Here is a 26,295-nt window from a genome sequence, read left to right on the forward strand (position 1 = left end):
ATGAAACATTATCTGTTTGTTATATTCGCAATTGCAACGACAAATCTGGTAAAGGCACAGGAAATTCTGACTGCCAAGGAAGCCGTTGAGATCGCGTTAAAAAACAATTACGACATTCTGATCGCGACAAATCAGGCGAAGATCAGTGAAAAAAATGTAGGGGCTGCCAATGCCGGGATGTTGCCAAGGTTGGATGCAACGTTGACAAAGAATAATAATCAGCAAAATTCAACACAAACGCAGGCTGATGGTACACAAAGAGAATTGAATAATGCCAAGAACAATAGTTTGAACTATGGTGTTACCTTAGGCTGGACCATATTTGATGGTTTGCGTATGTTCGCACGTTATGATCAATTAAAAGAACTTGAAAAACAAGGGGAAACACAATTAAAATCGGCTATTGTGACCAAAGTGGCCGATGTGTTGTCGACCTATTACGATTTGGTACAGCAACAACAAATGCTGGCAACATTGGATACCGCTGTAGTGATTTCAAAACAACGACTACAAACAGCAGATAATCGTTATAAAATTGGAAAGGCATCCAAATTGGAAGTTTTAAATGCTCAGGTCGATCTCAATACTGATGTGACGAATCTGGTCAAGCAAAAGCAATTGTATGCGAATACCATAACGCTGCTAAACGAATTACTCGTTCGCGACCGAACCACGACGTACCGAGTTGAGGAAACGGTTCATATTGATAGCAAATTGGAATTGAAAAATTTGATGAGTCTGGCCGAAAAGCAAAACCCGGATATTCAGTTAGCTATAATTAATAAAAGGGTTGCCGAACTGGATTTAAAACAGGTAAAGGCCAATAGGTATCCTGTGATCAAATTAAATACGGGCTATAATTTTGCCGAAACGGAATCCAGTCTTGGTTTCGTTACCCAATCTTCTTCCAAAGGATTTAACTATGGATTAAGTGCGACATTGAACATCTTTAACGGGTTTTTGCAACACCGCAATGAGAAAATTGCCAACCTTCAGGTTGAAAACACACAATTCCTGTTGGACAAGCAAAAACAGAGCCTGAATACGCAATTAACAACCGTATTTCAATCGTATTTGACCAATTTGGAGTTAAAGGAGTTGGAAGAAAAAAACGAAGACATAGCGCGACAAAATCTGGATATTACGCTGGATAAATTCAAAATAGGAACGATTACTACGATAGAATTCCGAAACGCGCAGTTAAACTACATTACCGCTCGTACCCGTCATAATGCGGCGCGTTATCAGGCGAAAATTTCCGAAGTGGCTTTAAAAGAACTAACCGGGTCGGTTACATTTTAATAGGCATATAGTAGGTGACAGAATATGATTTTTGTCAATGTTTTTGTAATTTTATTGGGCTAAATTAGTTCATAATCAAAAACATATAGCTATGAAACATCGTGTTCCTGTATCGTCTATTATGACTAAAAATGTGGTTAAACTCAACCTTACGGACGATTTAACCAAAGCCGAAATGCTTTTCAAAAAAAATAACATCAGACATATCCCGGTGGTAAATGGAAATGCCATTATCGGGATGCTGAGTTATACCGATCTGTTGCGAATTTCGTTTGCCGATGCAATTGACGACGACGACGAAATTATCGATATTACCGTTTATAATATGTTTACCATAGAACAGGTGATGGCCAAAAAACTGGTTACCATTTCTCCGGATACGACCATTAAAGAAGCAGCCGAAATATTGGCAGCAAAAGAATTCCATGCTTTACCGGTAGTTGAGGGAGATTTACTGGTTGGTATCGTTACTACGACTGATTTAATTAAATATTTAATTAATCAATATTAAATTTTATTAAAAACAATATAATATTCAAAATAATTGTTAATTTTAATTGATCAAACAATTAATTGGATATTATGAAAAAAACTACTCAAAAGAAATTTTTGGCCATGTTAACACTGGCTTTAATGGGACTTACTGCTTCCGCGCAGGGGTTTTATACAAATGGCGGACTCACTACGGGAACGACAACCACTAACGGTTCGACTGCATCACCAACAGGATATACTTGGAGTGAATTGCAATCGGTAGGTGGGGTTTCGAATACGAACCTGGGATTCGGTGCTATTTTTAGTACGACTGGTAGTAACCTTCGTATTGCAGATAACTTCACGGTGACTTCGACGATGAATTTAACGACTGTGGATTTGTTTTGCTATCAGACAAGTTATGCAGGAACGACACCTCCAATTGATCAAATGCGTGTTCAAATTTGGAATGGAGATCCGTCTGTAGTAACATCGACGTTGGTAGCGGGTAATATGACAGCCAATATTTACAATGCTGGTGCCAGTGGGGAAGCCAATATGTATCGTATTGGAAACAATACGCCTGGAACAACACGTAAATTATGGCGTATTAGCGGGAACCTAACAGCTACTCTGGCACCGGGGACCTACTGGATAGATTTTCAGGTGCACGCTACTAATGATTCGTCGATTTTCTTTCCAGCTGTTACAGTACCGGGCTCGCTTAGTTTAGCAGGTTGGAATGCAAAACAGTACAGTGGTACGGCTTGGGCCGGAATTGTAGATGCCGGATCGACGCAGGCGATGGATATGCCTTTTATTCTGAACTATCAGGCTTTCTTAGGTACTGAAAGCTTTGTAACGAATAATAAAATGCTATTATATCCGAACCCGGCCACAAATGTGTTGAATCTTAAAGTGAACTATAATGCGACTCAGGCCGTTCCGGGACGTGTTGAAATTTACGATTTAAAAGGGGCAAAAGTGTTGGATCAGAAATTGACATTGGCAGATGCTGACAATTATCCGGTAAACATTGAAGCGTTAAACAGAGGTGTTTATCTTGTGAAGACTTTTGATGTCGATAACAATGAGATCGTAAAAACAAAACTGGTTAAAGAATAAGATTTATTGATCATAAGATAATAAAAAAGCAGCCCGGAGAGGCTGCTTTTGTTTTTTATAAAGAGGTAATCTTTTTTAAATCGGCAATCGTTGCAATTGGATCGGAAGTCTTAAAAACATAGCTACCGGCCACCAGAACATCGGCTCCGGCCTCGATTAGCTGTCGGGCGTTCTGATTGGTTACACCACCGTCAATTTCGATTAAAGTCGAAGCGTTATTTCGGTTGATGATTTCTTTTAACTGTTTGATTTTTTTATACGTGTTTTCAATAAACGACTGACCTCCAAATCCGGGATTAACGCTCATTAAACAGACCATGTCGATATCGTTGATCACATCTTCTAATAGTGCTACGTTGGTATGCGGATTTAAAGCAACTCCGGCTTTCATGCCTTCGGCTTTTATCGCTTGTAAGGTACGGTGTAAATGCGTAGAAGCTTCGTAGTGAACCGTAAGAATATTGGCGCCAAGATCTTTAAAAGTTTTGATATAACGATCCGGATCGACAATCATCAGGTGAACATCAATCGTTTTACGGGCATGTTTGGTAATGGCTTCCAGAACCGGCATTCCAAAAGAGATATTCGGGACAAAAACGCCGTCCATAATATCAATATGAAACCAGTCGGCCTCACTGTTGTTGATCATTTCGATGTCACGTTGCAGATTGGCAAAATCCGCTGCAAGGACAGAAGGGGCAATTATGTTATGTTTCATTGTGTTGTGTTTGTTTGCAAAGATAGCGAAATGTTGGATTATGATGGTTGACGGATGAAAGAATTGCAAAAGTAGGGGAAAGGCTAAAAAAGCAAAACTCCGGTAATCAGCCGGAGTTTCAATCATCAATCAAAAAACGAACAGTTATTGAAACTGTTGTTGCGTTTAATATTTTTAGTACGAATGTTCAATTTTATAAAGATATAATAAACATTCTATTTTTTCCTAATTTTTATCCTAAATATGTTTTTAGGATTTTACTTCTGGACGTATGTTTTAATCGACGGATTGCTTTTTCTTTGATCTGACGTACACGTTCCCGTGTCAGGTCAAAAGTCTCTCCGATTTCTTCCAGTGTCATCGGATGTTGATCACCTAATCCGAAATACAGACGAACCACATCGGCTTCACGAGGTGTTAACGTTTCCAACGCTCTTTCGATTTCCGTACGTAACGATTCGTGAATCAATTCCCGATCCGGGTTTGGTGATTCACCGGAACGCAATACGTCGTAAAGGTTAGAATCTTCTCCTTCCACTAACGGAGCATCCATCGACAGGTGACGACCGGAGTTTTTCATACTCTCCTTAACGTCATTAACCGTCATGTCCAGTTCTTTTGCAATTTCCTCTGCAGAAGGAGCACGTTCGTTAGATTGCTCTAACAAAGCATACATTTTATTGATCTTATTGATCGAACCAATCTTGTTTAAAGGCAACCTTACAATACGGGATTGTTCCGCTAAAGCTTGTAAGATCGACTGACGAATCCACCAAACGGCATAGGAAATGAATTTGAAACCACGTGTTTCATCAAAACGTTGTGCCGCTTTAATTAACCCCAAGTTCCCTTCGTTAATCAAATCGGGTAAAGTCAAACCTTGATTCTGATACTGTTTAGCTACCGAAACCACAAAACGCAAGTTCGCCTTGGTTAGTTTTTCTAAGGCTCTCTGGTCTCCGGCTTTAATTCTTTGTGCTAATTCTACCTCTTCATCAGCGGTAATCAAGTCAACTTTTCCAATTTCTTGTAGGTACTTGTCTAAGGAAGCAGTTTCACGGTTAGTAACCTGCTTGGTAATTTTAAGTTGTCTCATTTAAGAATCTCCTCTTTTTAAGTATTCAGTAATTATACGTAATGGGTTGTAAAAAAGTTACAAAATTTTTTAATTTTTTTTAAAACAGCGTAAATTCTTTGTAAAGACTTTGTTTTTAAGGGGTTACTTTTTTTTGATAATTATAAACTTTGGTCGCTTTTTCCGAATGGAACACTAAAAAAGATCGAAAGGTAGTAAGCTACTTTTCTGCAGATTGCAATCGGTTTTTAATAATCGATGGCAACCTCGTTTTTTAAGCGATCCATATAAAAGTCAATTTTATGTAAGGATTTATTAAAGAATTGTTTGCGATCTTTTGTGCCGGATACATTTAGCGACTTGGAATTTTTAATTTGGTTTAAAAAGAACCGTAATGTTCCGGAGCAGGTTTCGGAATCGTCGGTTATAAGATAACCCAACATGGTATATGGAATGAACAACGATTGTTTCTTATTGTCCGTTAGTAATACATTGTTATTTAAAATTAATAATTCATTATAATAGATATTGTACAACGGATCGTTTAGGCATTTTTTTTCGGCTTTGTATATAATGGCTTTTAAATCGTCGTACAAAGCGATTGCATTTTGAAAACTAACGAGTCCGGATTCGAAAAAATACAGGATTTGTTGTAGCGTACTATTGATGGTCGTGTCGTTCCAGATTTCATGTACTTCAACGGATTCGTATACTTTTTTCAGCGTTTGCGTATATTCGGACAACTGACCGTCAATTGAAAATTTCTCGAAGGATTGCTGATTTTTATTTCCGGTTAGAAGATTGATCCAGACATAGAGCTTGAATTTGGATAATAAAGTACCATCTGCCGTATAAAAGAGCGGAATATCTTTGGCCGAGTAATACATTTTTGTTTCGGAAAGGGACGTAAATAATTGTAACTTCTCGGACGAATGTTTAAAATAAGCAATCATATCTTCGATAGAATGAATCTCCCTGGTTTTTTCGACGATTACTTTCTGATCACGAAAAAACAGTTTATCCATAGAGATTTTATAATGCCCACAAAGGGTAACGGTTTCTTCTATGGTAAATTTACTTTTTTGTGAAATCCGCCGATGCGCGGCATCATAACTGATATTTAAAACGGAAGCGAGTTCGCTAATGAGCGAAGTGTGATCCGATAGTTGTTTTCGGATTGCTTTTAAAAGGATCTCCTGTTCTTTCATAATTTGCGATAATCACAAATTTAAAATTTTTAAATAACATTAAGTACAATTATGTATGTGAAAATTGCAATAGGTTTGACTATCAATTTTAAACGCTAAAATTATGAAACTACAATTTGTCGCTTTTTTTATCCTGTTGCTCTCCAACACGGTTTTGGCTCAGGATACCATAATGGTTACCACCGAAAATCGACAGGTACCATTGGCTGGTGAAGAACATAAAGAAGTATATGCTCAGGAACAATCTGAAAGTATGAACACGCGGGACAGCATTCGGATATTTAGTCTTTCTCCGATTCATAGACGCGTTAAAAAAGTAAATGGACTGACATTAGGAGTAGGGCATTACCGGAACAGTAGGATCAAATTTCAGGAAGTAAATGGTTTGAACATCGAAGCAAGTCCTATAGCTGCTGCGCTAATTACATTTGGGCTTGGGATTACTATTGAAGGTTTTTTTGTAGCAGCCAGAAAGGAACCTTTTGAGAGTTATTCTATAAGCAGGAGTTTTTTGAACAGAGAAGATACCGTAGTAAACACCAGGATTAATGGATTAAATATAAGTTCGGGCGGATTTCTGCAAGGGGCGCAGGTTAATGGTTTAAATATTTGTGTGGTTTCGGCAATCAATAAAATGAATGGTGTTTCGGTTACCGGAGCGATTTTGAGTGCCGGAAAGATGAATGGGATTTCAATTTGCGGGATTGCAAACATGGTCGACACCGGAAACGGTTTGCAACTGGCTATTTCGAATGTGGCAAAGGATTATCGCGGTTTGCAAATCGGTTTGTTTAACAATGCCAAAAACCTGAGAGGGGTTCAATTTGGATTATGGAATACAAACGGAAAAAGAAGACTCCCTTTTGTGAACTGGCAATTTAAAAGTTAAACGATGAAAAAGATTCCTATTATACTGATCGTATTCCGGTTCCTTTTGGGACCGGTTATGATTGCGCTGACTTATCGTTTTGGAGCAGCCATACGTTTTGAGCTGGTGGTTTTAATCATTTTGGGTTTGTTATCGGATATTTTCGACGGCATCGTAGCCCGTAAAGCAGGTGTGTCGTCACCGGAATTACGGCGAATGGATAGTCAGACGGATTTGGTTTTCTGGTTGTGTGTGGGATGGTGTTCGTGGTTATTACAACCGGAAATTATTATAGAATACAAAATTCCGATAGCAATTGTGTTTGTTATGGAAGCGATGACCTACGTGATTAGCTTTGCAAAGTTTGGAAAAGAAACGTGTACCCATGCTTTTTTGTCAAAATTATGGGGATTGACACTACTCACGGTTTTTGTTTCGATCATTGGTTTTGGCTATGGCGGATGGGCGATGAAAACAGCGGTTTTTTTCGGATTGGTATCACATATCGATGTTTTTTTGATCATTCTTTTATTGCCCAAATGGACGTATGATGTTCCCAGTTTTTATCATGCGTACTTAATCCGCAAAGGAATAGCTTTTAAAAAGAATGCTCTTTTTCATGAATCGGAAAAATAAAAAAAAGGCTAGTACAAATGCAATACTAGCCTTTTAATAAAATGGTACACTATTCCTATTCTATCCAGAAAGGCGGTATTATATTAGAGGAGAAAGAGGTACAATCGCCACACTCTATAGGGGTTATATCATAAGCGTCAGGAGCTTGTGCATAATTATAAATAGCCATCAGATTGTTGTTTAGATATGAATTGAGAGCAGGTGCGTTACATAAACCACCACCATAACAATATAAAATAGGTATGATACGACAATCTACTTTATAAGGCGGTAATGGTTCTCCCGGAAAAAGATCGGCATAATTAAAGTAAATTCGTTTGGATGAAACGGTCGACACATCGAAGAAACCGATGACTTTTTCATTAGGATTATTTACCGATGTAATATTTCCGCGAAGGTATCCGGGTTGATTCGGTGAAAGGATACTGCCGCCATCGGATATTTTTTTTAAGTTTTTGTAATAATTGTACGCATGTAGGTTTTGTACATATTGGCGCACCAGAATAGTATAACGGTGACTCATAATATAATTCTGGTTACTGATAAAACGCACCGGGAAATCGACACTGTTTTCTATAGTTTTACCTTTATCTAATAATAAGATTTCGGTTGATTTATCGATACTGTAACAAATTCGGGCTTCTTCAGTGCGTGGAACCATCGTTACCTTAAGGTCATACAGACTTGGGCCGGAAACAACACCTCTAAGATGAATCCATCTTGGCGCGATCACTTTATAACTCTCTTCATATTCATAACGGTAAAATTGCGACGCGTTATTCGGATCTGGACTTTTTGCCCGAATTTCCACGCCTCTTATATTGTCAATGGTTGTTACATTGGCGGTTACGTCTTCTAACGGATTGTCTGGCGGCAAAATCTCTTTAGTGGAGACATATTTTTTACCGTCGCTGGTAATTACCGTTAGTTGGTACTGTTTTCCGGGAACGGCCTGAAAAGCATTAACTGAAGTATAGGTACGGTTACTTTCTGCAAAAGGATATTCATTTCCGTCGCTGTCGGTTATCGTCACATCGGCATTTTCTTCAAATACCGGTCCGAAATCTTCAAAGCGATAGGTTCGGAACACTTTTACGGTTTGTTTTTCAAGAATATTGGTGATGGTGGCTTCAATGACCACGGCATCTTCAAAAGTGTCCGTTTTCATTTTATACGGATCGGTACAATTGGTCAGACCAAAACCGATCAGTAGCAGGAATACGAATTGGGTTACAAATTTTGTTTTCATAACGTATGGGTGTCATTAAATGGTGAATATAGGGAATAGAGGAGCCCTGACATTCCGAAAACGGAATATCAATTCTTGATTTACGCTATAGATAAAGTAAGCCGGATTATAGAGCCGGCTTACCTGTAAAATTAAAATTGTATGAGAGATTATGGTATTTCGATATAATCTTTGGTATAAACTGGTTCTCCTTTTTCGGTAAAACCTTCCAGGATAATCTCAAAAACACCTTTTATATCAGAACTGAAAAAAGAAATTGTCATCGGTTCCTGACCAACGTTCAGATTCGGGAACCAGGCCAATTGGTAGCGGTAATCCGGGATTCGCTCCAGATTATGTGTTCCGTCGTATTTCGGACTGTAATAGGTTTTCTTTTTCTGCGGTCTGTTGATTTCTGTTTTTTTAATAAAATCACCCGAAGCTTTTGTCTGATAGTCGAAATTTTTAGTAATGATATTTACAATACCACTATACATAATTGGCCCATAGATGTACGCCTTATTGACGATGGATATTTTATGAATATTATTGGTGTTGTACTGAAATAATTCATCACTATTCTGAATCAACAATCCATCAACCAGAATCAAAGGATTATCAATAGAACCATCGTTAGTAGCGGTATTTCGTAGGTGTAGGGAATACTTACCGCTATTTTCGCGGAAGAACAGTTCCGGTACTACTTCGGTTACCGTTTCTTTAAAAGAAGAAAAACGGGTGTAATCGTCCAGAAAATAATCTTTTTGCAACGGATGATAAAAAGGTTGCGTACGCGGCGCTATTTCGAGACTATCTCTTTTTTTCGAATAATAGGCATTTTCAATCTGATTGGCTGTAGAGCGTTCTTCGATAGCGGCTTTATAGGCTGGGTTCAGCGTAAAAGCTTCCGGGAAACGCAACTGCGACAAATCGACATTTTGCATATCGGTTAATTGAAGTATGTAGTCGTCATGTTCGGAATCGACCACCTGTATAACAGCGTTATTGGTGTTCGGATAACGGTCGAGAGCGAAAAAGAATTTTCCGTCTTTATCGGTAATGGCCAGCTTCGTTTCAGACGATTTTCCGGGTAGCGATAGTGCAATATTTTTATTATGAACCTCTTGATTGCTTTTTGAAGTGATTTTACCGGTAAGCAATTCGCCTCTTAATTCCGGAATATGTAACGTACCGCTGCCAGCCATAGGTATGTTATTCGCATTCGAAATAAAAGATTGCGGTGTTAATACGGATGGGTTTGTAAGTGCATCTACTTTTCGAACAGAAAGCGAATAAACACCTTTGCTGCCTTTGGTTAGAGGATTAATAGTAAGATTGACCTTTTCGCGATTTCCATAGCTTTTTTTATCACTGTTTAGTGCGATGAAATTGCTGGAAACTTTGTCATTGGTATTTTTAAGTGTCAGACTTTCTTTGGTAATCGGATTTTTTCCTACCAGGAATGGATTGACAACCACCATATCTTGCTGGAAAAATGCAGCTCCGTTATTGTTAAGCATCCAGTTGGTATAGGCAATAAGCTTATAGTTTCCTGTTTTTAATGTAGTAGGGATAAAGAAATCGCCTTGCGCTACACCATTGTCCAAATGTATTTTTTGTTTTAAGACACTTTTTTTATCGGCATCGATTACTTCGATGTACGCTATTTTACTGATAGTGCTGCTTGTATTATTGCCGGCATTAAGGCAATATAGACTATAATAGCAGGATTCACCTGTTAAAAGCATCGTTGTATTGGAATGCACATAAATGCGCTCCAAAGCCGCAACCGTGAGGTTACTTTTTTTAGAACTGCCTTGTGCGATACTGTTATGACTAAAGAAGCAGCTTGCTCCTATTAAAATCAGAGGTAAAATATTTTTTCTCATTCCCAGAATGAAGGTATTACGTTAGACGAAAATGTAGTGCAATCACCACATGGTGCTGGTGTTAGCGTATAGGTAGGGGCATCCTCAAATTTATAGATAACCATCGTATTGTTATTGATATAACCAACTATCGTAGGACCACCACAGAATGGATTCATAGGCGAAAAACAATACTCCAATACCCGTTCGGTACAGTTTACTTTATAAGGAGGTAACGGTTTACCTGGAAACAGATCGGCATAATTAAAGAAAATTCGTTTGGATGAAACCGGTGAAACATCAAAGAACCCGATTACTTTTTCATTGGAATTGTTTACCGATTTTATATTTCCGATAAGGAAACCCGGTTGATTAGGAGACAGTATATTCCCTCCGGAACCCGCTAGTTTTTTTAAGGCTTTGTAATAATTATAGGCATGTGCATTTTGTACATATTGACGTACCAGAATACTATAACGATGACTCATGATATAATTCTGGTTACTGATAAAACGTACCGGGAAATCGACACGGTCTTCTGCGGTTTCGTTAGTGTTTAGCTGTAAAATCTCCAACGATTTATCCGTGCTGTAACAGGTTCTGGCTTCTTCCGTACGCGGTAACATAGTTAATATGGGCTGATTTGGATTTGGCCCGGAAAAGAAAGCTTTTGCGGTAATCCATTTCGGAGCTACAATTTTATAGGTTTCTTCATATTCGAAACGATAATATTGAGAACTACCGCTAGGATTGTAGCTTTTTGCGCGGATTTCAACACCGGTAACGTTATCGATGGTTGCTACGTTGGCAGTTACCTCTTCTAATGGACTGTCTGTTGGTAGAATCTCCTTGGTTGACGTGTATTTTTTACCATCGCTTGTGATTACCGTTAGTTGGTATTGCTTACCCGGTACGGCCTGAAATTCATTAACCGATGTATACACGTTGTTGCTTTGTACAAAAGGATATTCAACGCCATCACTGTCAGTTACAAAAACATTGGCATTTTCTTCAAAAGTAGGGCCGAAATCTTCAAAACGGTAGGTTCTGGAAACTTTTATGGTTTGTTTTTGAAGGATGTTTGTAATAGTTGCTTCCACGACTAAGGCATCTTCAAAGGTATTGGTTTCCATTTTATACGGATCGGTACAGTTGGTCAAACCGATACAGATAAGAAATAGCAATGTTAGTCTGGTTAAAAATATTTTTTTCATAACGTATTCGTCTCGTTAAAATCTGAAATTATAAGTAATAGTTGGAACAGGGATCGAGAAGATAGAAGTTTTATATCCTTTAACCTGTCCGTTTTCTGTTACAAAGTATACGGAATACGGGTTGTTACGTCCCAGAACGTTATAAACCGAGATATTCCAGAAACTGTGTGCCAGTTTTTTAATTTTATGGTTGCCTTCAATATTTAGACCGATATCCATACGGTAATAGTCTGGAATTCGGAATTCATTTCGATCACTATACAGCGTATATTCTGCATTTCCAAACTGGTACTTTCCTACAGGATAGGTAATAGGTCTACCGGTTTGATAAATGAAATTCATGGATAAACTGTAGCGTTTTGTAAATTTATAATTTAATACGGCACTAAAATCATGTGGTTTGTCAAAATTTGCAGCAAAGAAAGCGCCGTTGTTTACTTTTTCCTCATCAAATGGACTGTCCAGTTTGATCAAAGTTCTGGAATAGGTATATCCAACCCATCCGTTAAGTTTTCCGGTAGTTTTCTTTAGCAATAATTCGATACCATAGGCTTTTCCTTCACCTTGTAATAATTCGGTTTCGATGTTTTTGTTTAGCATGATTTCGGCACCTACTTTATAATCCAGTATGTTGTTCATACGTTTGTAGTAACCTTCTAAACTCACTTCATACATTTCGTCTTTAAATGTCTTGTAGGCACCCAAAGAGATCTGTTGCGCATCCTGCGGTTTTACATTGATATCGGATAATTTCCATACATCGGTTGGCGCCTGTGTCGTGTTGCTTGATAAAAGGTGCATGTACTGATACGTTTTATCATAACCGGCTTTGATCGAAAAATCGTCGGTAAAAGCATATTTAATAGCTAATCTTGGTTCAAATCCACCGTAGGTTTTTACGACTTCATTGTTGCCAAACGTTTGGATTTCGGCAACGGTTTCATTGCTTTTTGGTAATCCTTCTTCGTAAATACGTTGGTTGGACGCACCCAAAGCTGCAAATACAGAATAACGCAATCCGATATTAAAGGATAGCTTGTCATTGAATTTAAAGTTGTCGGCGATATAAAGAGCCGATTCCAGTCCTTGTTGTTTGTCAAGTGCGATAGGAACCAATTTCGAATTTTCGCCGATAGGATCCATGAAACCAGGATTTACACCGTATAGTTTACTGGAGATACCATAATTGAAAGTATGCTTTTTATTATAGTCATAGTTAAACTTCAACTGTGCTTGTGTTTCGTCAATTTTATAACCATAGTTAAACGCTCTCTGGCTTTCGGCTTTATCAAAATCAATATTGAATTTATATTCCGAATTAGTCAGAATTAAGGAACCTTTGTGTTTTTCATTAAAATTGTGATTCCATTTCAAAGTTGCCAGTCTGTTACTGTATTTGTAAATCGAATCCGAAGTGATACTAAAAGCATCACGGCTGTAATAGAAAGTCGCCTCAATATCGTTATTGTCGTTAATTTTATGATTGTATTTTGTAATAATATCAAAGAAATTCGCCTGACTGTTTTTTAAGGATGGCTCGTTAAGCGATTTTAAAATCCAATCGGAATAGGTAGCACGACCACCAACCAATAAACTTGATTTTTCTTTTACAATCGGAGTGGTCACCATTAAATTACTGGTCACAGGTCCAATACCACCTTCTCCGGAGAATTTGGTTGTATTTCCTTTTTTTGTAGAAATATCGAAAACAGATGATAATCTTCCTCCGAATTCAGCCGGGATACTACCTTTATAGATATCGGCTTTGTCGATGGTGTACGGATTAATAGCCGAGAATAAACCGAAGAAATGCGCCGGATTGTATAGCGTGGCATTATCCAACAGGAAAAGGTTTTGATCCTCTTTACCACCACGAACGTTCACACCTGAAGAACCTTCACCAGCCGATTTAATACCCGGAATAGTGGTGGCAATTTTTAGAATATCGCGTTCTCCCAATACGGTTGGAACGTTTTTAAGATCTTTTATGTCGATTGAAGTTACACCGGCGATTGCGGCTTTGGCGCCTTCTCGTTTTTTACCACGTACGTTAACCTCTTCCAATAGGGTAACATTTTCGGTGATGTTTAAGTTAAGTGTACCATTGTTGTACATCATAATTTTACGCGTCACTTTTTTATGGGTAAAGGATTCTACTTCCACCACATTTAAACCCGACGGAAGTTGTATACTATAGTGTCCGGTATCATCGGTCATCGCTGTAGCTTCGTTGTTTGGGGTTTTTATGATCACATTGGCAATTGGCTCTCCGTTTTTGGTGTTTTTGATATAGCCGGAAAGCTCAAACGTTTTTCGTCCGCTTACTTTCGCTTCTTTTCCGATTAATGAAACGGAATTGTTTTTAGAATCGCCACTGGTAGCGTCGTCATATTGTTGGTAAAATACAGGATCACCCTGAATCACCACTTCGTCACTTTTACGCGTAGTGGTTTCGCCAAAATAATTGTCGGCCAGCTTGGAATAAATAATACTATTGTTGGTAAGAATTACATTATTCTTATCGACAAAAAAGTTAAGGTCAGTATTACTAAAAACTTCAGTCAGGATTTCATCTAGTGATGCCTGATTAAAATTTTTGGTGATACGAATGTTTTTATAAATCTCCAGCCAGGAGTTGTCGAAATAGAATTTATAGCCAGAGGCAGCTTCTATTTTGTTCAAGGCTGTCGGGACATCAGAATTGTTCAGTTCCAGGGATAATTTTTGTTTTTCCTGAGAAAAGGCAGCCTGACTGTACACGAGGATGAACAGAGCAAGTAAAATTTTCTTCATTACGGATGGTTAGTTTCGAGTAGGGAATTGATTTTGTGGATTAGATCGTCATAGAATAGGTATTTGTTTTCCTTTTCCTGTGATTTGTTTTGACTGTACAAATCGTTAATTTTCTTTTTCAGGTCCGGAAATAAGGCGATAAGATCGCTTTTGGAAGCTATTTTGTGATAGGTGTCATTACGATAGATATAATACTCATTATTGTCTTCAAACTCATTGTATGTACGGGTACCATTAACGAGTTCCCGTCTGTCTTTATGATGTTTGATATAGAAATTAAAGTTGTTGCCTTTTAGATTTTCTTCATAATAACCTTTTATAAAAGTGATCATTGGGGAAACCTTTTTTCCAAGATTGACAAACTTTTTGTTGTTGATTGTAAACGCATCTACATTTTGCGGAATAAGCTCGATCCCGATATTTCCGGACTCGATTGATGGTTTGTAAACCAAATTATCCTGATATAGGTCGTATTTTATCTCTATGTCATAATAATATTGATTTTCATACAATACAGTCGCCTTAAGCGGCGTGTCTGATAAATAATAGCGATGCTTCCCGTTTAAAAGAGGATAGGGATTGGTGTGATAGTAACCATTATTAATGGCTAAGCCTTGTTTGCCAACAAGACTGTCATGCATTTTTGTAATATACCGTTCTTCGGACTGTGCCTGAGTTTTATAAAAACCAAAAAATAGGGTGTAAATTATTATAATGCATAATTGTTTGGGTGGGTTTTTGAGGATCATTTATAAAATAAAAGTTTTGATTGATAATATAGCAGACTGCCAAAAGTAGGAATAATATCGAATCAAAAAATTATTTTGAAAACTTTAACATTTTTTCTCACAAAAGGGAAATAAAAGTAAAAGCCCCGATTCAATAAAGGATCAGGGCTTTTTATGAATTAATTTTATAAAAAATTAACCTTGTTGCGGTGTGTCTTTTTTCTCCTCCGGTTTGTTTTCTCTTGGAGGTCTTGGCAATAAAGCTTTTTTAGAAACTTTTGCTTTTTTGGTTTTCGGATCGATACCCATGTACTTCACGTCAAATACATCTCCGATTTTAATTACATCGGCTACGTTTTCAACGCGTTTCCAGTCTAATTCCGAAACGTGAAGTAAGGTTTCTTTACCCGGTACAAATTCTACTACTGCTCCGAATTCAAGAACTTTAACCACTTTTACAGTGTAGGTTTCGCCTTCTACAGGAGAGAAAATAGTATTTTGGATCGAGCTGATCGCTTTTTCCATTCCGGCAGCATTGGTTCCAAGGATTTCGATGATACCCAAATTACCTTCTTCGTTGATAACGATAGTAGTTTCGGTTTCAGCTTGTAAAGCCTGGATGTTTTTACCACCTGGTCCGATAACGGCACCGATGAAATCTTTAGGGATTTCAATTTTAATAATTTTCGGAGCTTTCGGTTTAACGGTAGGGTTTGGCTGTGCAATAGTTTCGGTAATTTTACCTAAAATATGCAAACGTCCGTCACGAGCCTGTTCAAGGGCTTTTTCCATGATGTCGTACGCCAATCCTTCGATTTTGATGTCCATCTGACAAGCCGTGATACCATCGGCAGTTCCGGTAACTTTAAAGTCCATATCTCCTAAGTGATCTTCATCACCAAGGATATCAGATAATACAGCCCAACGGCCTGTTTTATCGTCTGAGATAAGTCCCATTGCAATACCCGAAACCGGCTTGCTGATTTGAATACCGGCATCCATCAAAGCTAGTGTTCCGGCACAAACCGTAGCCATCGAAGAGGAACCGTTCGATTCCAATACTTCTGATACTACACGGATAGTGTAAGGACAATCAGCAGGAATCATATTTTTTAAAGCACGTTGTGCTAAGTTTCCGTGACCTACTTCTCGACGGGAAGTTCCTCGTAAAGGTTTTGCTTCACCGGTTGAGAATGGTGGGAAATTATAGTGAAGATAGAATCTTTCTTCTCCTTGTTCAGAAGGTAAATCAATAATATTCGCTTCTCTTGAAGTTCCAAGAGTAACGGTAGCTAATGCTTGTGTTTCACCTCTGGTAAATACAGCCGATCCGTGTGTAGAAGGAAGGTAGTTTACTTCGCTCCAGATAGCGCGGATTTCAGTAGTTTTTCTTCCGTCAAGACGTAATCCTAAATCTAAAATTACATTACGAACGGCTTCTTTTTGTGTTTTAGAAAAGTATTTGGAAACCAAATCTCCGTTTTCTGCTAATTCTTCTTCTGTAAACAGAGCGATTACTTCTTCTTTAACAAGGGCGAATTTTTCACCTCTTTCTTGTTTTGAAGTTCCTTCCTGTGCGATTGCATAGCATTTGTCGTAGGCAGCTTCTTTTACTTTTGCATAAATAGCCTCATCATTTTTCTCCTGCTCATACGTACGTACTTCGGTAAGACCTAAAGCAGCACGTAGTCTGATCTGTGCATTGATTTGCGCTTTAATGGCTTCGTGTGCAAATTTGATTGCTTCCACCATTTCTTTTTCGGAGATTTCTTTCATTTCTCCTTCTACCATGGCAACGGAATCCAAAGAAGCTCCGATCATCATGTCGATGTCCGATTTTTCTAAATCCTGTTTGCTAGGGTTGATCACGAATTTTCCGTCGATACGACCCACACGTACTTCAGAGATATACGTTGAAAATGGAATGTCGGAAACAGCTAATGCAGCAGAAGCAGCCAAACCGGCTAATGAATCGGGCATCACATTTTCGTCGTGCGACATTAATTGGATCATTACCTGCGTTTCAGCATGGTAATCGTCCGGGAATAACGGGCGTAAAACACGGTCAACAAGACGCATGGTTAAAACTTCGCTATCACTTGGACGTGCTTCACGCTTAAAGAAACCACCCGGAAAACGTCCGGCTGCGGCAAATTTTTCGCGATAATCTACTGTTAATGGTAGGAAATCTACTGGACTGGCAGTACGGGCAGATACAGCAGTAGCTAATAACATTGCATCGCCCATACGAACCACGACAGAACCGTCTGCTTGTTTGGCTAGTTTTCCTGTTTCGATAGTGATTGTTCTTCCATCACCTAAATCGATAATTTCTTGGGTAACCTTAGGAACCATAAAATTAATTTTAATTCTTAATTAGACAAATGGGTTTTAGTTGTGTTGTTGTCGTTGTTGTTGTGTAGTTGTCTAATACCCAATGAAAAACCAAACTTTTTTCTGTCAAAATATACAAAACAAAAAGAGGCGCGCAGGCGCCTCTTTTCAGTGATTATTTTCTGATGTTTAATTCTTTGATAATCTCACGATATCTGTTGATATCTTTTTTCTTTAAGTAGTCAAGAAGACTTCTTCTTTTACCTACCAATTTCACTAGCGAACGCTCTGTGTTATAATCGTGACGATTAATTTTTAAGTGTCCGGTTAAGTGGTTAATTCTGAATGTGAATAACGCAATCTGTCCTTCTGCAGAACCTGTGTTAACTGCATTTCCACCGTGCTTTGCGAAAATGTCCGCTTTAACTTCTTTAGTTAAATACATGCTAATATTATTTAAATGATTATTATGTAGTGAATTAGGACATGTCCTATTTCGTGTGCAAAGGTAGCTTTATTTTTGGAACTAACAAATAAAAACAGGAAACAATGTTAAAAAAGTTGTGCAACTTCCTGATTTACAAATTCCAAAAAACGCTCGTCTTCCGCTGTGAACGGATCCAGTACATGCGAGTCGATATCGATCTGACCAATATTGACACCATTTACAAAAAGCGGTACCACGATTTCCGATTTTACCGTAAGACTACAGGCGATATAATTGTCCTGTGCTTTTACATCCGGAACCACAAAGTTCTGATTGGAAACCGCCACTTGTCCGCAAATACCTTTTCCAAACGGAATTACAGTATGATCGGTTGCAGCGCCAACATAAGGGCCTAATACCAGTTCTTCCTTATCGCCGTTGCGGAAATAAAAACCAACCCAGTTGTAATATTCAATATGATCCTGTAAAAGCTGACAGATGTTTTTCAATTTTTCATCTCTGCTATCATTGGCATCGGCTACAATTGCCTTTACTTTTGGTTCTAATTCTTGAAATTTCATAACATTCTTTTTGCAAAAGTATTTATTTGGAGCATTTTAATTTTTATATTTTTGTTAAAAATAAAGCGGTTTGAAAAATCTATTCCTCCAGTATAAGCCATTTTTTATCTTTCTGATGAAATTTCTGTTGCTCTATATTGTACTTACAGTGGTGTATAAGTTGTACCTCGGTCAGTATGATGCCGAGAAGTTTCAAACCGATGGCGTTACGACTTCGGTGGCTTTTCAGGTCGAAAAAACAATAGGCTTTCTTGGAGAACCGGTAACAACCGCGCCGAGTACTAAGGATGCATCGGTAGTAGTCCTGTTGCGCGACAAACCGATAGTGCGAATCATCGAAGGATGTAATGCGGTGAGTATTATGATTTTGTTCGCGGCTTTTATCTTTGCTTTTTCATCGGGTTGGAAAAAAACCTTCCTATATATTGTTATCGGAATTGCTCTGATTCATATCCTTAATGTTTTAAGGATTGTTTTATTAACGATAGCTATAGATCGTTATCCGGAGCAGGAGCATTTACTGCACGGAGTGGTTTTTCCGTTGTTTATCTACGGTGTTGTTTTTTTATTATGGGTACTTTGGGTTCAGAAATTCTCCGGATATGCTACAAAACGTGTGGAAAAATAAGCAAACTATTTTAGGGATTCTGTTAGCGGTTGTATTGTTGGCCGTTATCCGGGCTTTTGAAAACGAACTTTTCTACGATCCGTTTCTGGAGTTTTTTAGAGGGACTTTTCAGAATACGGTTTTACCAACTTACGAAACCGGGCGATTGGTAGTTAGTCTGTCATTGCGGTATTGGCTCAATACCGGGATATCCTTATTTATTATTTATATTGTTTTTAGAGAAAAATCACTGCTCCAACTTTCCGGGATATTGTATGTCTTCTTTTATATAGTACTATTAATGGTTTTTATCATAATGCTAAGAAGTTCGGAGAAACCGGATTATATGACATTGTTTTACATTCGTCGGTTCTTGATTCAGCCGTTGTTCCTGTTATTATTCCTGCCAGCATTTTACTATCAAAAGAAAAAATCGTAATATTTTTTGTACCTTTAAAGAAATGAAAAATCTATTTAAAGGATGAAAGTTGTTAAACAGTCGGGCGATATCGTGAAATTCGACAGTGAAAAACTGAAACGTTCCCTACAAATGTCCGGAGCCAGTCCGGAAAAAATAGAAGAGATTCTCAATATAATTGTCAATCAGCTTTACGATGGGATGCCTACCCGGAAAATAAACCGCCAGGCTTTTCAGCTATTAAAAAAGACATCAAAAGTACACGCGGCCCGTTATAATCTTAAAGCGGCGGTTCAGGCGTTAGGGCCGGCCGGTTTTTTCTTTGAAAAATATGTGGCATTATTGTTCCAAAATGAAGGATATGCTGCCAAAACCAATCTGGTTTTAAACGGGAAATGTGTGACACATGAGGTGGATGTGCTGATTAAAAAAGACCAACGGATCGGAATGGTCGAATGTAAATTTCATAGCCGGAATGATATTAAATCGGATGTAAAAGTGCCGATGTATATTTTGTCCCGGTTTAACGATTTGAAAAGTAAGACCCATTCTATTTTTAGTCAGAGTGATACCATTACCCGATGTTGGGTGATTACCAATAACCGATTTACAACCGAAGCCCTGCAATTTGGACGGTGTTCCGATTTAAAGATGGTTAGCTGGGATTATCCCGAAAAAGAAAGTCTCAAATTTAAAATAGAGGAAAGTGGCCTTTTCCCGATTACCTGTCTGACAACCCTGACGCAAAGCGAAAAGGAAAAATTATTGATCACCGGAGCTTTGCTGGCATCCGATATATCGGATAACAGTCAGTTGCTGGAAGATATAAATGTACATCCGAACCGCATTAAAAACATAATCCGGGAAGCTTCGGCATTATGCGAACACATCGGAAATCAAAGTAAAATTTTTAATGATTAGCGTATGAAAGTTCAGTTTTTAGGTGCCGCTGGTACGGTAACCGGTTCCAAAACACTTATCGAAAGTGATAATGGTACTCGCATTTTGGTTGATTGCGGTTTGTTTCAGGGTGGAAAATTATTGCGGAGTTTTAACTGGAATCCACTATCCGTATTACCTTCAACCATCGATTATGTATTGCTCACGCACGGTCATTTGGATCATTGCGGATGGTTACCACGATTGGTTAACGAAGGATTTGATGGAAAAATATTCTGTACCGGGCCTACCAAGTCGATCAGTAATCTGATTTTGCAGGATAGTGCCAAGATTCAGGAAGAGGAAGCCGAAAAAGCCAATAAAGAACACTATTCAAAGCACGACCCGGCCGAGCCGCTCTACACGGTCGAACAAGCCGATAAAGTACTACCGCATTTTAAAGTCATCGCCATCGATACGCCTTTTGAATTGGAAGCGGGCATAACGGCGACCTATTTTTATGCGGGTCATATTCTGGGTGCTTGTTCCATTACATTGGAGATTGATGGAAAAAAACTCGTGTTTTCAGGCGATATCGGACGCGACAATGATGTATTGTTGTATCCGCCGGTACATCCGAAAGAAGCCGATTATATTTTTCTGGAAAGTACCTACGGAAACAAAAAGCATCCGGACAACGATCCGAAAGCCGAATTGGAAGCCTGTATTAACGAAACCTACGAAAATGGTGGTAATGTGGTGATTCCGAGTTTTGCGGTCGAAAGGGCACAAAGTATCATGTATCTGATCTGGCAGCTTAAAAAAGAAGGGCGAATACCCGATATGCCGTATATTATTGATACACCAATGGGAATTAAAGTGCTGGATATTTTTACCGACAATGAAAAATGGCACAAACTGAAATGGGAGGAATGTACCGGAATGTGCGAAATGTTTACGATGATCACCAATTATGAAGAAACAATCGAAGCGATCTACGACGATCGTCCGAAGGTAGTAATAGCCGCCAGCGGAATGATCACCGGAGGACGTGTTTTAAGTTATCTGGAACGCTATATCGTCCGACCGGAAACGACCGTTGTTATCGTAGGTTATCAGGCCGAAGGAACCCGTGGTCGAAAATTACTGGAAGGCGAAAAGGAAATAAAAATTTACGGACGTTATTATCCGGTGGAAGCAAAGGTTGTCGAGATTGAAGGCTTATCGGCACATGGCGATCAGGACGATTTGGTAAACTGGCTGTCGGAACTGGAAAATAAACCGAAAAACATATTTCTGGTACATGGCGAAGCCGACAGTTTTACCGAATTAAAAGCGACCATCGAAGCGAAATACGGTTATGAATGTATCATTCCGGAACTGGAACAAAGTATCGAATTATAAAGTCATTAACACAGTACTACAAAAAAAGTACTATTTTTGTGGCAATGAAAATTAAAAAGCACATTAGTATACTTATAGCAATGCTGATATTGGTCTCCAATGTCGGACTCGCTTTTAATGTGCATTATTGCGGTGGTGAAATCGCCTCGGTTTCATTGGCCTACAAATCGGAAATGCCGTGTATGGAAACATCCGATTCGGACAGTTCCTGTTGTGCCGCCACCGAAAAAAAAGACAGCTGTTGTTCCAATAGTAAAGTCGACTTAAAGAAAAGTACTACCGATAATATTATTGTAAAAAGCTTCCAGCTTGACTTGGGTGCTTTTACCATTGCCGATAACTGGAAACCGGTTGTCGATAGCGAAGTGGAGGAAGTAGTGGTAAAAAGCGATATTCCGTCTTTTTACTGCGATAGTAACGCGCCACCACTCTTTAAACTCTACTGCCAGTATATTTTTTACGCCTGATTTTTAATGCTTTGAAATCCTGCGCACGTTGCGCATACCTTACATTCAAACATTAAAAATTAAATTATGCACAAGAACTTTATGTTTTTTCTGCTGCTGTTTGTCAATTTTGTAACAGCGCAAGAAAATGTAACAGGTACGATTACCGATGAACACAATCTGCCTGTAATTGGAGCTTCCGTTACCTGGAAGGATACCACAATTGGAGTAACCACCGACGAAAACGGTGCTTTTAGTCTTCCGTATTCCAAAGACAACCATCTATTGGTGATCAGTTATGTGGGTTATGAAACACAAACACTTGAAATTCACGAACCGAAAGCGGTTAAAATAAATATTAAACCCTCAAAAACACTGGGCGAGGTTGTTGTACAAACCAAGCGAAACAGTCTGCAGAAATCGTATGTTAAAACGGCTAATGTCGTTACGATGAGCAGTAAAGAATTGCTTAAGGCGGCTTGTTGTAACCTTTCCGAAAGTTTTGAAACCAATCCGTCGATTGATGTGAACTTTTCGGATGCGATTTCCGGAAGTAAGCAGATCAAAATGCTGGGATTAACCAGTCCGTATATTCTGATTGCCGAAGAAAATATTCCTTCTGTACGCGGTGCATCACAAGCGTATGGTTTGTCTTTTACACCGGGAACCTGGGTCGAAAGTATTCAGGTGACCAAAGGAGCCGGAAGCGTGGTAAATGGCTATGAGAGTATCTCCGGTCAGATCAATACCGAATTGATCAAACCTGCGAATGATATTCCGTTTTTTCTGAATGCCTATGGATCGACCGACAGTCGTTATGAGTTAAATACCCATTTTAATAAAAAAATATCCGACAAATGGAGTAGTAGTCTTTTCCTGCATGGAAATGCGCGTGTCGCTAAAAACGATATGAATAACGATGGTTTTCTGGACAATCCTTTGGGAAAACAAATCAACGTGCTCAATCGTTGGCAATATAGTGATGCCGAAAAAGGCTGGGTAAGCTTTATCAATCTTCGCTATATGCGTGATGAAAAACAAACCGGACAAGTAGATTTTGATCCGGATCGGGATAAATTTACCAACAACTATTGGGGTTCCGAAATCAATACCGATAAAGTAGACCTTTCCACAAAAATCGGATATGTATTTCCGGATATGCCGTACCAGAGTATCGGATTCCAGAACTCTTTTAATTACCACAAACAGGAGTCTTATTTTGGGTTTAATCAGTATAATATTCAGCAAAACAGCTTTTATTCCAATCTGATTTTTAACTCGATTATCAGCAATACACTGAATAAATTTTCGACCGGATTAAATTTTACTTCCGATGATTATAACGAATACGTATTTGTAGGATCAGGCATGGATGTGAGTCGTCGTGATAACTCTATCGGAGCTTTTTTTGAATATACCTACGACAATACGGATAACTTTAGTTTGGTTGCCGGAGCGCGTTATGATGTTCACAACCGATTAGGGGCTTTCTTTACACCGCGTTTGCACCTGCGATACAATCCGTGGGAAAAAGCGGTTTTCAGAGCGTCGGCGGGAAGAGGAAAAAGAAGTGCGAATATCTTTGCCGAAAACCAACAACTGTTTGCTACTTCAAGAGCGTTTAACATTCTGAATACAGGTGGAAAAATTTACGGATTGGATCCGGAAATCGCCTGGAATTATGGGGTGAGCTTTATGCAGGGCTTTAGTCTTTTTGGGAAAACAGCTGAGGTAAGCGTCGACTTTTATCGTACCGATTTCGAAAATCAGGCGGTAGTCGATTTATATGCGAGTCCGCAACAGGTATTGTTTTATAATTTAGACGGGAAGTCGTATGCGAACAGCTTGCAATTGGAGTTTAACTACGAATTTTTCAAGCACCTGAACCTGCGTACGGCCTATAAATATTATGACATCCAGACGGATTATTTAAGCGGAGCCAAAGAGCGTCCATTGCAAGCCAAACATCGTGTTTTCGCGAATCTGGCCTACGAAACACATATCAAAGAAAAAGGACAACAATGGAAATTTGACTTTACCTATAACTGGATGGGAGAACAACGTTTACCCAATACAGCCGACAACGCATTATTACGCGACCGTTTGCCGGATTATTCACCGTCATTTTCGGTAATGAATGCCCAGATTACCCGAACCTTTTCCAGTACGTTCGAAGTATATGTAGGAGGTGAAAACATTGGAAATTATAAACAGAAAAAAGCTATTTTAGGAGCGGAAAACCCATTTGGTCCGTCATTTGATAGTTCGATTATCTATGCACCGGTATTCGGACAGATGTATTATGCCGGATTGCGATTTAAAATTAAATAACTAAAATTAGAAACCATGAAAAAAATAATAGTAGTGCTTTTACTGTCGTTAGTAGGATTTGCGGCACAGGCACAGGAAAAGAAAAACAAAAATGGAAAACACGATATTGCTGTAAAAGGGAATTGCGAGATGTGTAAAAAGCGTATCGAAAAAGCAGCTTATGCGGTTCCGGGTGTTAAATCGGCGATATGGACGGCCGATAGTCAATCGTTACATGTGATCATGAACGAAGAAAAGGCGACGCCGTTACAGATTCAGGAATCGATAGCCAAAGCCGGACATGATGCCGGTGAGGTAAAAGCCAGCGCCGATGATTATGGCAAGTTACACAGCTGTTGCCAATATGAACGATAAAATTAAAATCCCGATTCGAAAGAGTCGGGATTTTTTTATGAATGAATCGAAATAACGATACTGTGACTAAATCATCATTGTAAAGGACAAGAAGGGAATTGCGTGGCGATGAGCTGTTGAAAATGAATATATTGTGTTTTGTTTTTAAGATGGACGGAGTGTTAAATGATTTTTAAAGTTCGGATATTTTCAGAACTTTTTGTACTTTTGAAATGAGGATAATAGGACGGAAAATAATTTTAAAATTAAAATGGAAGAATATCGGAAATAAAAAACTGGGTAATGCAATTGATCAATTACTAACAGATTTAGAAGCATTCGATTTTAAAGTTGCGACTATAACGAATAGTAGAAAAGATGCAGATTGTGTACATAGTGAAGGTTTTTATTTTTTTAATATTCATATCCATAGAACACTAATTCTGATAGAACTGGATGATGAAGGAGAGGCGACCATTGTTTGGGCCGGATCACATCAGGAATATGAAAGGACTTTTAAAAACAATAAAGCCACTATTGAGAAATGGTTGCGTGCTAAAAATTATATCGAATGATAAATACCGATTTTACAATAGAAGAATTTATCAAGAAAGGGGAAATCACTGATGAACTGGAATTGGAACGCGCGTTAATTGCCGACCGAAAACTCCGACTACTGGCAAAAGATAACCTATATTTTAAAAACCTTAGAAAAAAACTAAGAAATTTAATTGAAGCATACGAACGCAAAGAGTGGTCGGATATAGGACAATTAACGGATGAAAAACTGGCAGAAAGTGTCTTTTGGGAAAACGTAGCGGAACAGGAACGGATTTTTATGGAAAAAAGAAAACAACAAATCCGAAAAGAATTAAAAATCCGGAATCTGACGCAACAAGATCTGGGACATCTATTAGGGCATAAAAGCAAAACACATATGTCGGAATTAATGAACGGAATAAAACCGTTTACCTTAAAAGATTTGGTACTGATAAATCAATTGTTGCGGATCGATATAAAAGAATTGATTCCTGTTTTTCTATCAAAAGAAGATACGATTCGGATACAATCGGCAATGGCGGAACTGGGTAAACCTCAGATCAAATTATGCAGCTAGAATAAAATAAAACAGGTACTTCTTCTATAATCTAAACGAGATACCGTTATCCTACTGCAGGAATGAAAAATTAAAATCCCGATTCGAAAGAATCGGGATTTTGTTATAAAAAACATAAAAATACCGGGAATGTAGCCATTCCGACTGCGTTTTCCATGGCATTTTGACTCGAAAAAGGTAT

Annotated in this window: 25 protein-coding genes; 14 read left to right on the forward strand and 11 right to left on the reverse strand. The window is 38.5% G+C overall.

Translation table 11 applies throughout. The features are described from left to right. From AAFN64_RS02655 to AAFN64_RS02665, 3 genes are all read left to right on the forward strand, one after another. Window positions 1–1,302 (forward strand): TolC family protein, encoded by a 1,302-nt coding sequence (locus AAFN64_RS02655; RefSeq protein WP_347759195.1) that lies wholly within the window; start codon window positions 1–3, stop codon window positions 1,300–1,302. Window positions 1,303–1,393: 91 nt separating this feature from the next. Continuing rightward, window positions 1,394–1,813, forward strand: coding sequence for a CBS domain-containing protein (locus tag AAFN64_RS02660; protein ID WP_300486396.1), 420 nt, complete (start codon window positions 1,394–1,396; stop codon window positions 1,811–1,813). 71 nt (window positions 1,814–1,884) lie between these two features. Beyond that, window positions 1,885–2,901, forward strand: a complete 1,017-nt coding sequence (locus AAFN64_RS02665) for a T9SS type A sorting domain-containing protein (RefSeq protein ID WP_347759196.1) — start codon at window positions 1,885–1,887, stop codon at window positions 2,899–2,901. Between the two features lie 55 nt (window positions 2,902–2,956). Here the strand turns inward: AAFN64_RS02665 and rpe are convergent, their stop codons facing one another. The 3 genes from rpe to AAFN64_RS02680 form a co-directional block, all read right to left on the reverse strand. Beyond that, a complete protein-coding gene (gene rpe / locus AAFN64_RS02670) occupies window positions 2,957–3,619 on the reverse strand; it encodes a ribulose-phosphate 3-epimerase (RefSeq protein ID WP_347759197.1) in 663 nt (220 codons plus the stop codon). A gap of 232 nt (window positions 3,620–3,851) precedes the next feature. Next, a complete protein-coding gene (locus AAFN64_RS02675) occupies window positions 3,852–4,715 on the reverse strand; it encodes a sigma-70 family RNA polymerase sigma factor (protein WP_020212501.1) in 864 nt (287 codons plus the stop codon). 227 nt (window positions 4,716–4,942) lie between these two features. Further along, window positions 4,943–5,902 (reverse strand): hypothetical protein, encoded by a 960-nt coding sequence (locus AAFN64_RS02680; protein ID WP_300486403.1) that lies wholly within the window; start codon window positions 5,900–5,902, stop codon window positions 4,943–4,945. Between the two features lie 103 nt (window positions 5,903–6,005). Here AAFN64_RS02680 and AAFN64_RS02685 point away from each other — a divergent pair, with 103 nt between their 5' ends. Together AAFN64_RS02685 and AAFN64_RS02690 are read left to right on the forward strand one after the other, a co-directional pair. After that, window positions 6,006–6,791: a hypothetical protein gene (locus tag AAFN64_RS02685; protein WP_347759198.1), complete on the forward strand. Its 786-nt coding sequence runs from the start codon at window positions 6,006–6,008 to the stop codon at window positions 6,789–6,791. Between the two features lie 3 nt (window positions 6,792–6,794). Further along, complete coding sequence (locus AAFN64_RS02690) at window positions 6,795–7,406, forward strand: CDP-alcohol phosphatidyltransferase family protein (protein ID WP_347759199.1); 612 nt, start codon at window positions 6,795–6,797, stop codon at window positions 7,404–7,406. A gap of 55 nt (window positions 7,407–7,461) precedes the next feature. On the opposite strand, the gene AAFN64_RS02695 is transcribed toward AAFN64_RS02690, so the two are convergent. From AAFN64_RS02695 to AAFN64_RS02730, 8 genes are all read right to left on the reverse strand, one after another. Beyond that, entirely contained in the window at window positions 7,462–8,655 is a 1,194-nt protein-coding gene (locus tag AAFN64_RS02695; RefSeq protein ID WP_347759200.1) for a DUF4249 domain-containing protein, read from the reverse strand. A 149-nt stretch (window positions 8,656–8,804) separates the two neighbouring features. Next, a complete protein-coding gene (locus AAFN64_RS02700; RefSeq protein ID WP_347759201.1) occupies window positions 8,805–10,523 on the reverse strand; it encodes a hypothetical protein in 1,719 nt (572 codons plus the stop codon). Then, entirely contained in the window at window positions 10,520–11,716 is a 1,197-nt protein-coding gene (locus AAFN64_RS02705) for a DUF4249 domain-containing protein (protein ID WP_300486413.1), read from the reverse strand. Before AAFN64_RS02705 ends, AAFN64_RS02700 begins: the two co-directional genes overlap by 4 nt. A 15-nt stretch (window positions 11,717–11,731) precedes the next feature. Further along, entirely contained in the window at window positions 11,732–14,509 is a 2,778-nt protein-coding gene (locus AAFN64_RS02710) for a TonB-dependent receptor (protein WP_347759202.1), read from the reverse strand. After that, window positions 14,509–15,258 carry a hypothetical protein gene (locus tag AAFN64_RS02715; RefSeq protein ID WP_347759203.1) on the reverse strand — a complete coding sequence of 250 codons (750 nt, stop codon included), beginning with the start codon at window positions 15,256–15,258 and terminating at the stop codon, window positions 14,509–14,511. The genes AAFN64_RS02710 and AAFN64_RS02715 overlap by 1 nt, the downstream gene beginning before the upstream one ends. A gap of 174 nt (window positions 15,259–15,432) precedes the next feature. Further along, window positions 15,433–17,592, reverse strand: coding sequence for a polyribonucleotide nucleotidyltransferase (locus AAFN64_RS02720; RefSeq protein WP_300486418.1), 2,160 nt, complete (start codon window positions 17,590–17,592; stop codon window positions 15,433–15,435). 154 nt (window positions 17,593–17,746) lie between these two features. Further along, window positions 17,747–18,016 carry a 30S ribosomal protein S15 gene (rpsO, locus tag AAFN64_RS02725; RefSeq protein WP_300486419.1) on the reverse strand — a complete coding sequence of 90 codons (270 nt, stop codon included), beginning with the start codon at window positions 18,014–18,016 and terminating at the stop codon, window positions 17,747–17,749. Window positions 18,017–18,123: 107 nt separating this feature from the next. Then, window positions 18,124–18,579, reverse strand: a complete 456-nt coding sequence (locus tag AAFN64_RS02730; RefSeq protein WP_347759204.1) for a GAF domain-containing protein — start codon at window positions 18,577–18,579, stop codon at window positions 18,124–18,126. A gap of 70 nt (window positions 18,580–18,649) precedes the next feature. Between AAFN64_RS02730 and xrtF the strand changes: the two genes are divergently transcribed. The 9 genes from xrtF to AAFN64_RS02775 all read left to right on the forward strand — a co-directional run bounded on the left by xrtF (window position 18,650) and on the right by AAFN64_RS02775 (window position 26,114). After that, window positions 18,650–19,207, forward strand: coding sequence for an exosortase family protein XrtF (gene xrtF, locus AAFN64_RS02735; protein ID WP_347759205.1), 558 nt, complete (start codon window positions 18,650–18,652; stop codon window positions 19,205–19,207). After that, the gene (locus AAFN64_RS02740; protein WP_347759206.1) at window positions 19,182–19,625 is read left to right on the forward strand and encodes an exosortase F system-associated protein; all 444 of its coding nucleotides are present in this window, start codon (window positions 19,182–19,184) and stop codon (window positions 19,623–19,625) included. The genes xrtF and AAFN64_RS02740 overlap by 26 nt, the downstream gene beginning before the upstream one ends. A 42-nt stretch (window positions 19,626–19,667) precedes the next feature. Continuing rightward, on the forward strand, window positions 19,668–20,525 hold the full coding sequence (locus AAFN64_RS02745) for an ATP cone domain-containing protein (protein ID WP_300486427.1): 858 nt from the start codon (window positions 19,668–19,670) through the stop codon (window positions 20,523–20,525). Window positions 20,526–20,528: 3 nt separating this feature from the next. Next, on the forward strand, window positions 20,529–21,887 hold the full coding sequence (locus tag AAFN64_RS02750; protein WP_347759207.1) for an MBL fold metallo-hydrolase: 1,359 nt from the start codon (window positions 20,529–20,531) through the stop codon (window positions 21,885–21,887). Window positions 21,888–21,931: 44 nt separating this feature from the next. Next, a complete protein-coding gene (locus AAFN64_RS02755; RefSeq protein WP_300486431.1) occupies window positions 21,932–22,354 on the forward strand; it encodes a hypothetical protein in 423 nt (140 codons plus the stop codon). A 66-nt stretch (window positions 22,355–22,420) separates the two neighbouring features. Then, a complete protein-coding gene (locus AAFN64_RS02760; protein ID WP_300486433.1) occupies window positions 22,421–24,664 on the forward strand; it encodes a TonB-dependent receptor in 2,244 nt (747 codons plus the stop codon). 15 nt (window positions 24,665–24,679) lie between these two features. After that, window positions 24,680–25,018 (forward strand): cation transporter, encoded by a 339-nt coding sequence (locus tag AAFN64_RS02765; protein ID WP_300486435.1) that lies wholly within the window; start codon window positions 24,680–24,682, stop codon window positions 25,016–25,018. A gap of 212 nt (window positions 25,019–25,230) precedes the next feature. Continuing rightward, on the forward strand, window positions 25,231–25,572 hold the full coding sequence (locus AAFN64_RS02770) for a type II toxin-antitoxin system HigB family toxin (RefSeq protein WP_347759208.1): 342 nt from the start codon (window positions 25,231–25,233) through the stop codon (window positions 25,570–25,572). Next, window positions 25,569–26,114, forward strand: coding sequence for a helix-turn-helix transcriptional regulator (locus AAFN64_RS02775; protein WP_347759209.1), 546 nt, complete (start codon window positions 25,569–25,571; stop codon window positions 26,112–26,114). Before AAFN64_RS02770 ends, AAFN64_RS02775 begins: the two co-directional genes overlap by 4 nt. The last annotated feature ends 181 nt before the right edge of the window (window positions 26,115–26,295 follow it).

Origin of the sequence: Flavobacterium sp. CAU 1735 (assembly GCF_039888695.1) — a bacterium.
GTDB lineage: Bacteria > Bacteroidota > Bacteroidia > Flavobacteriales > Flavobacteriaceae > Flavobacterium.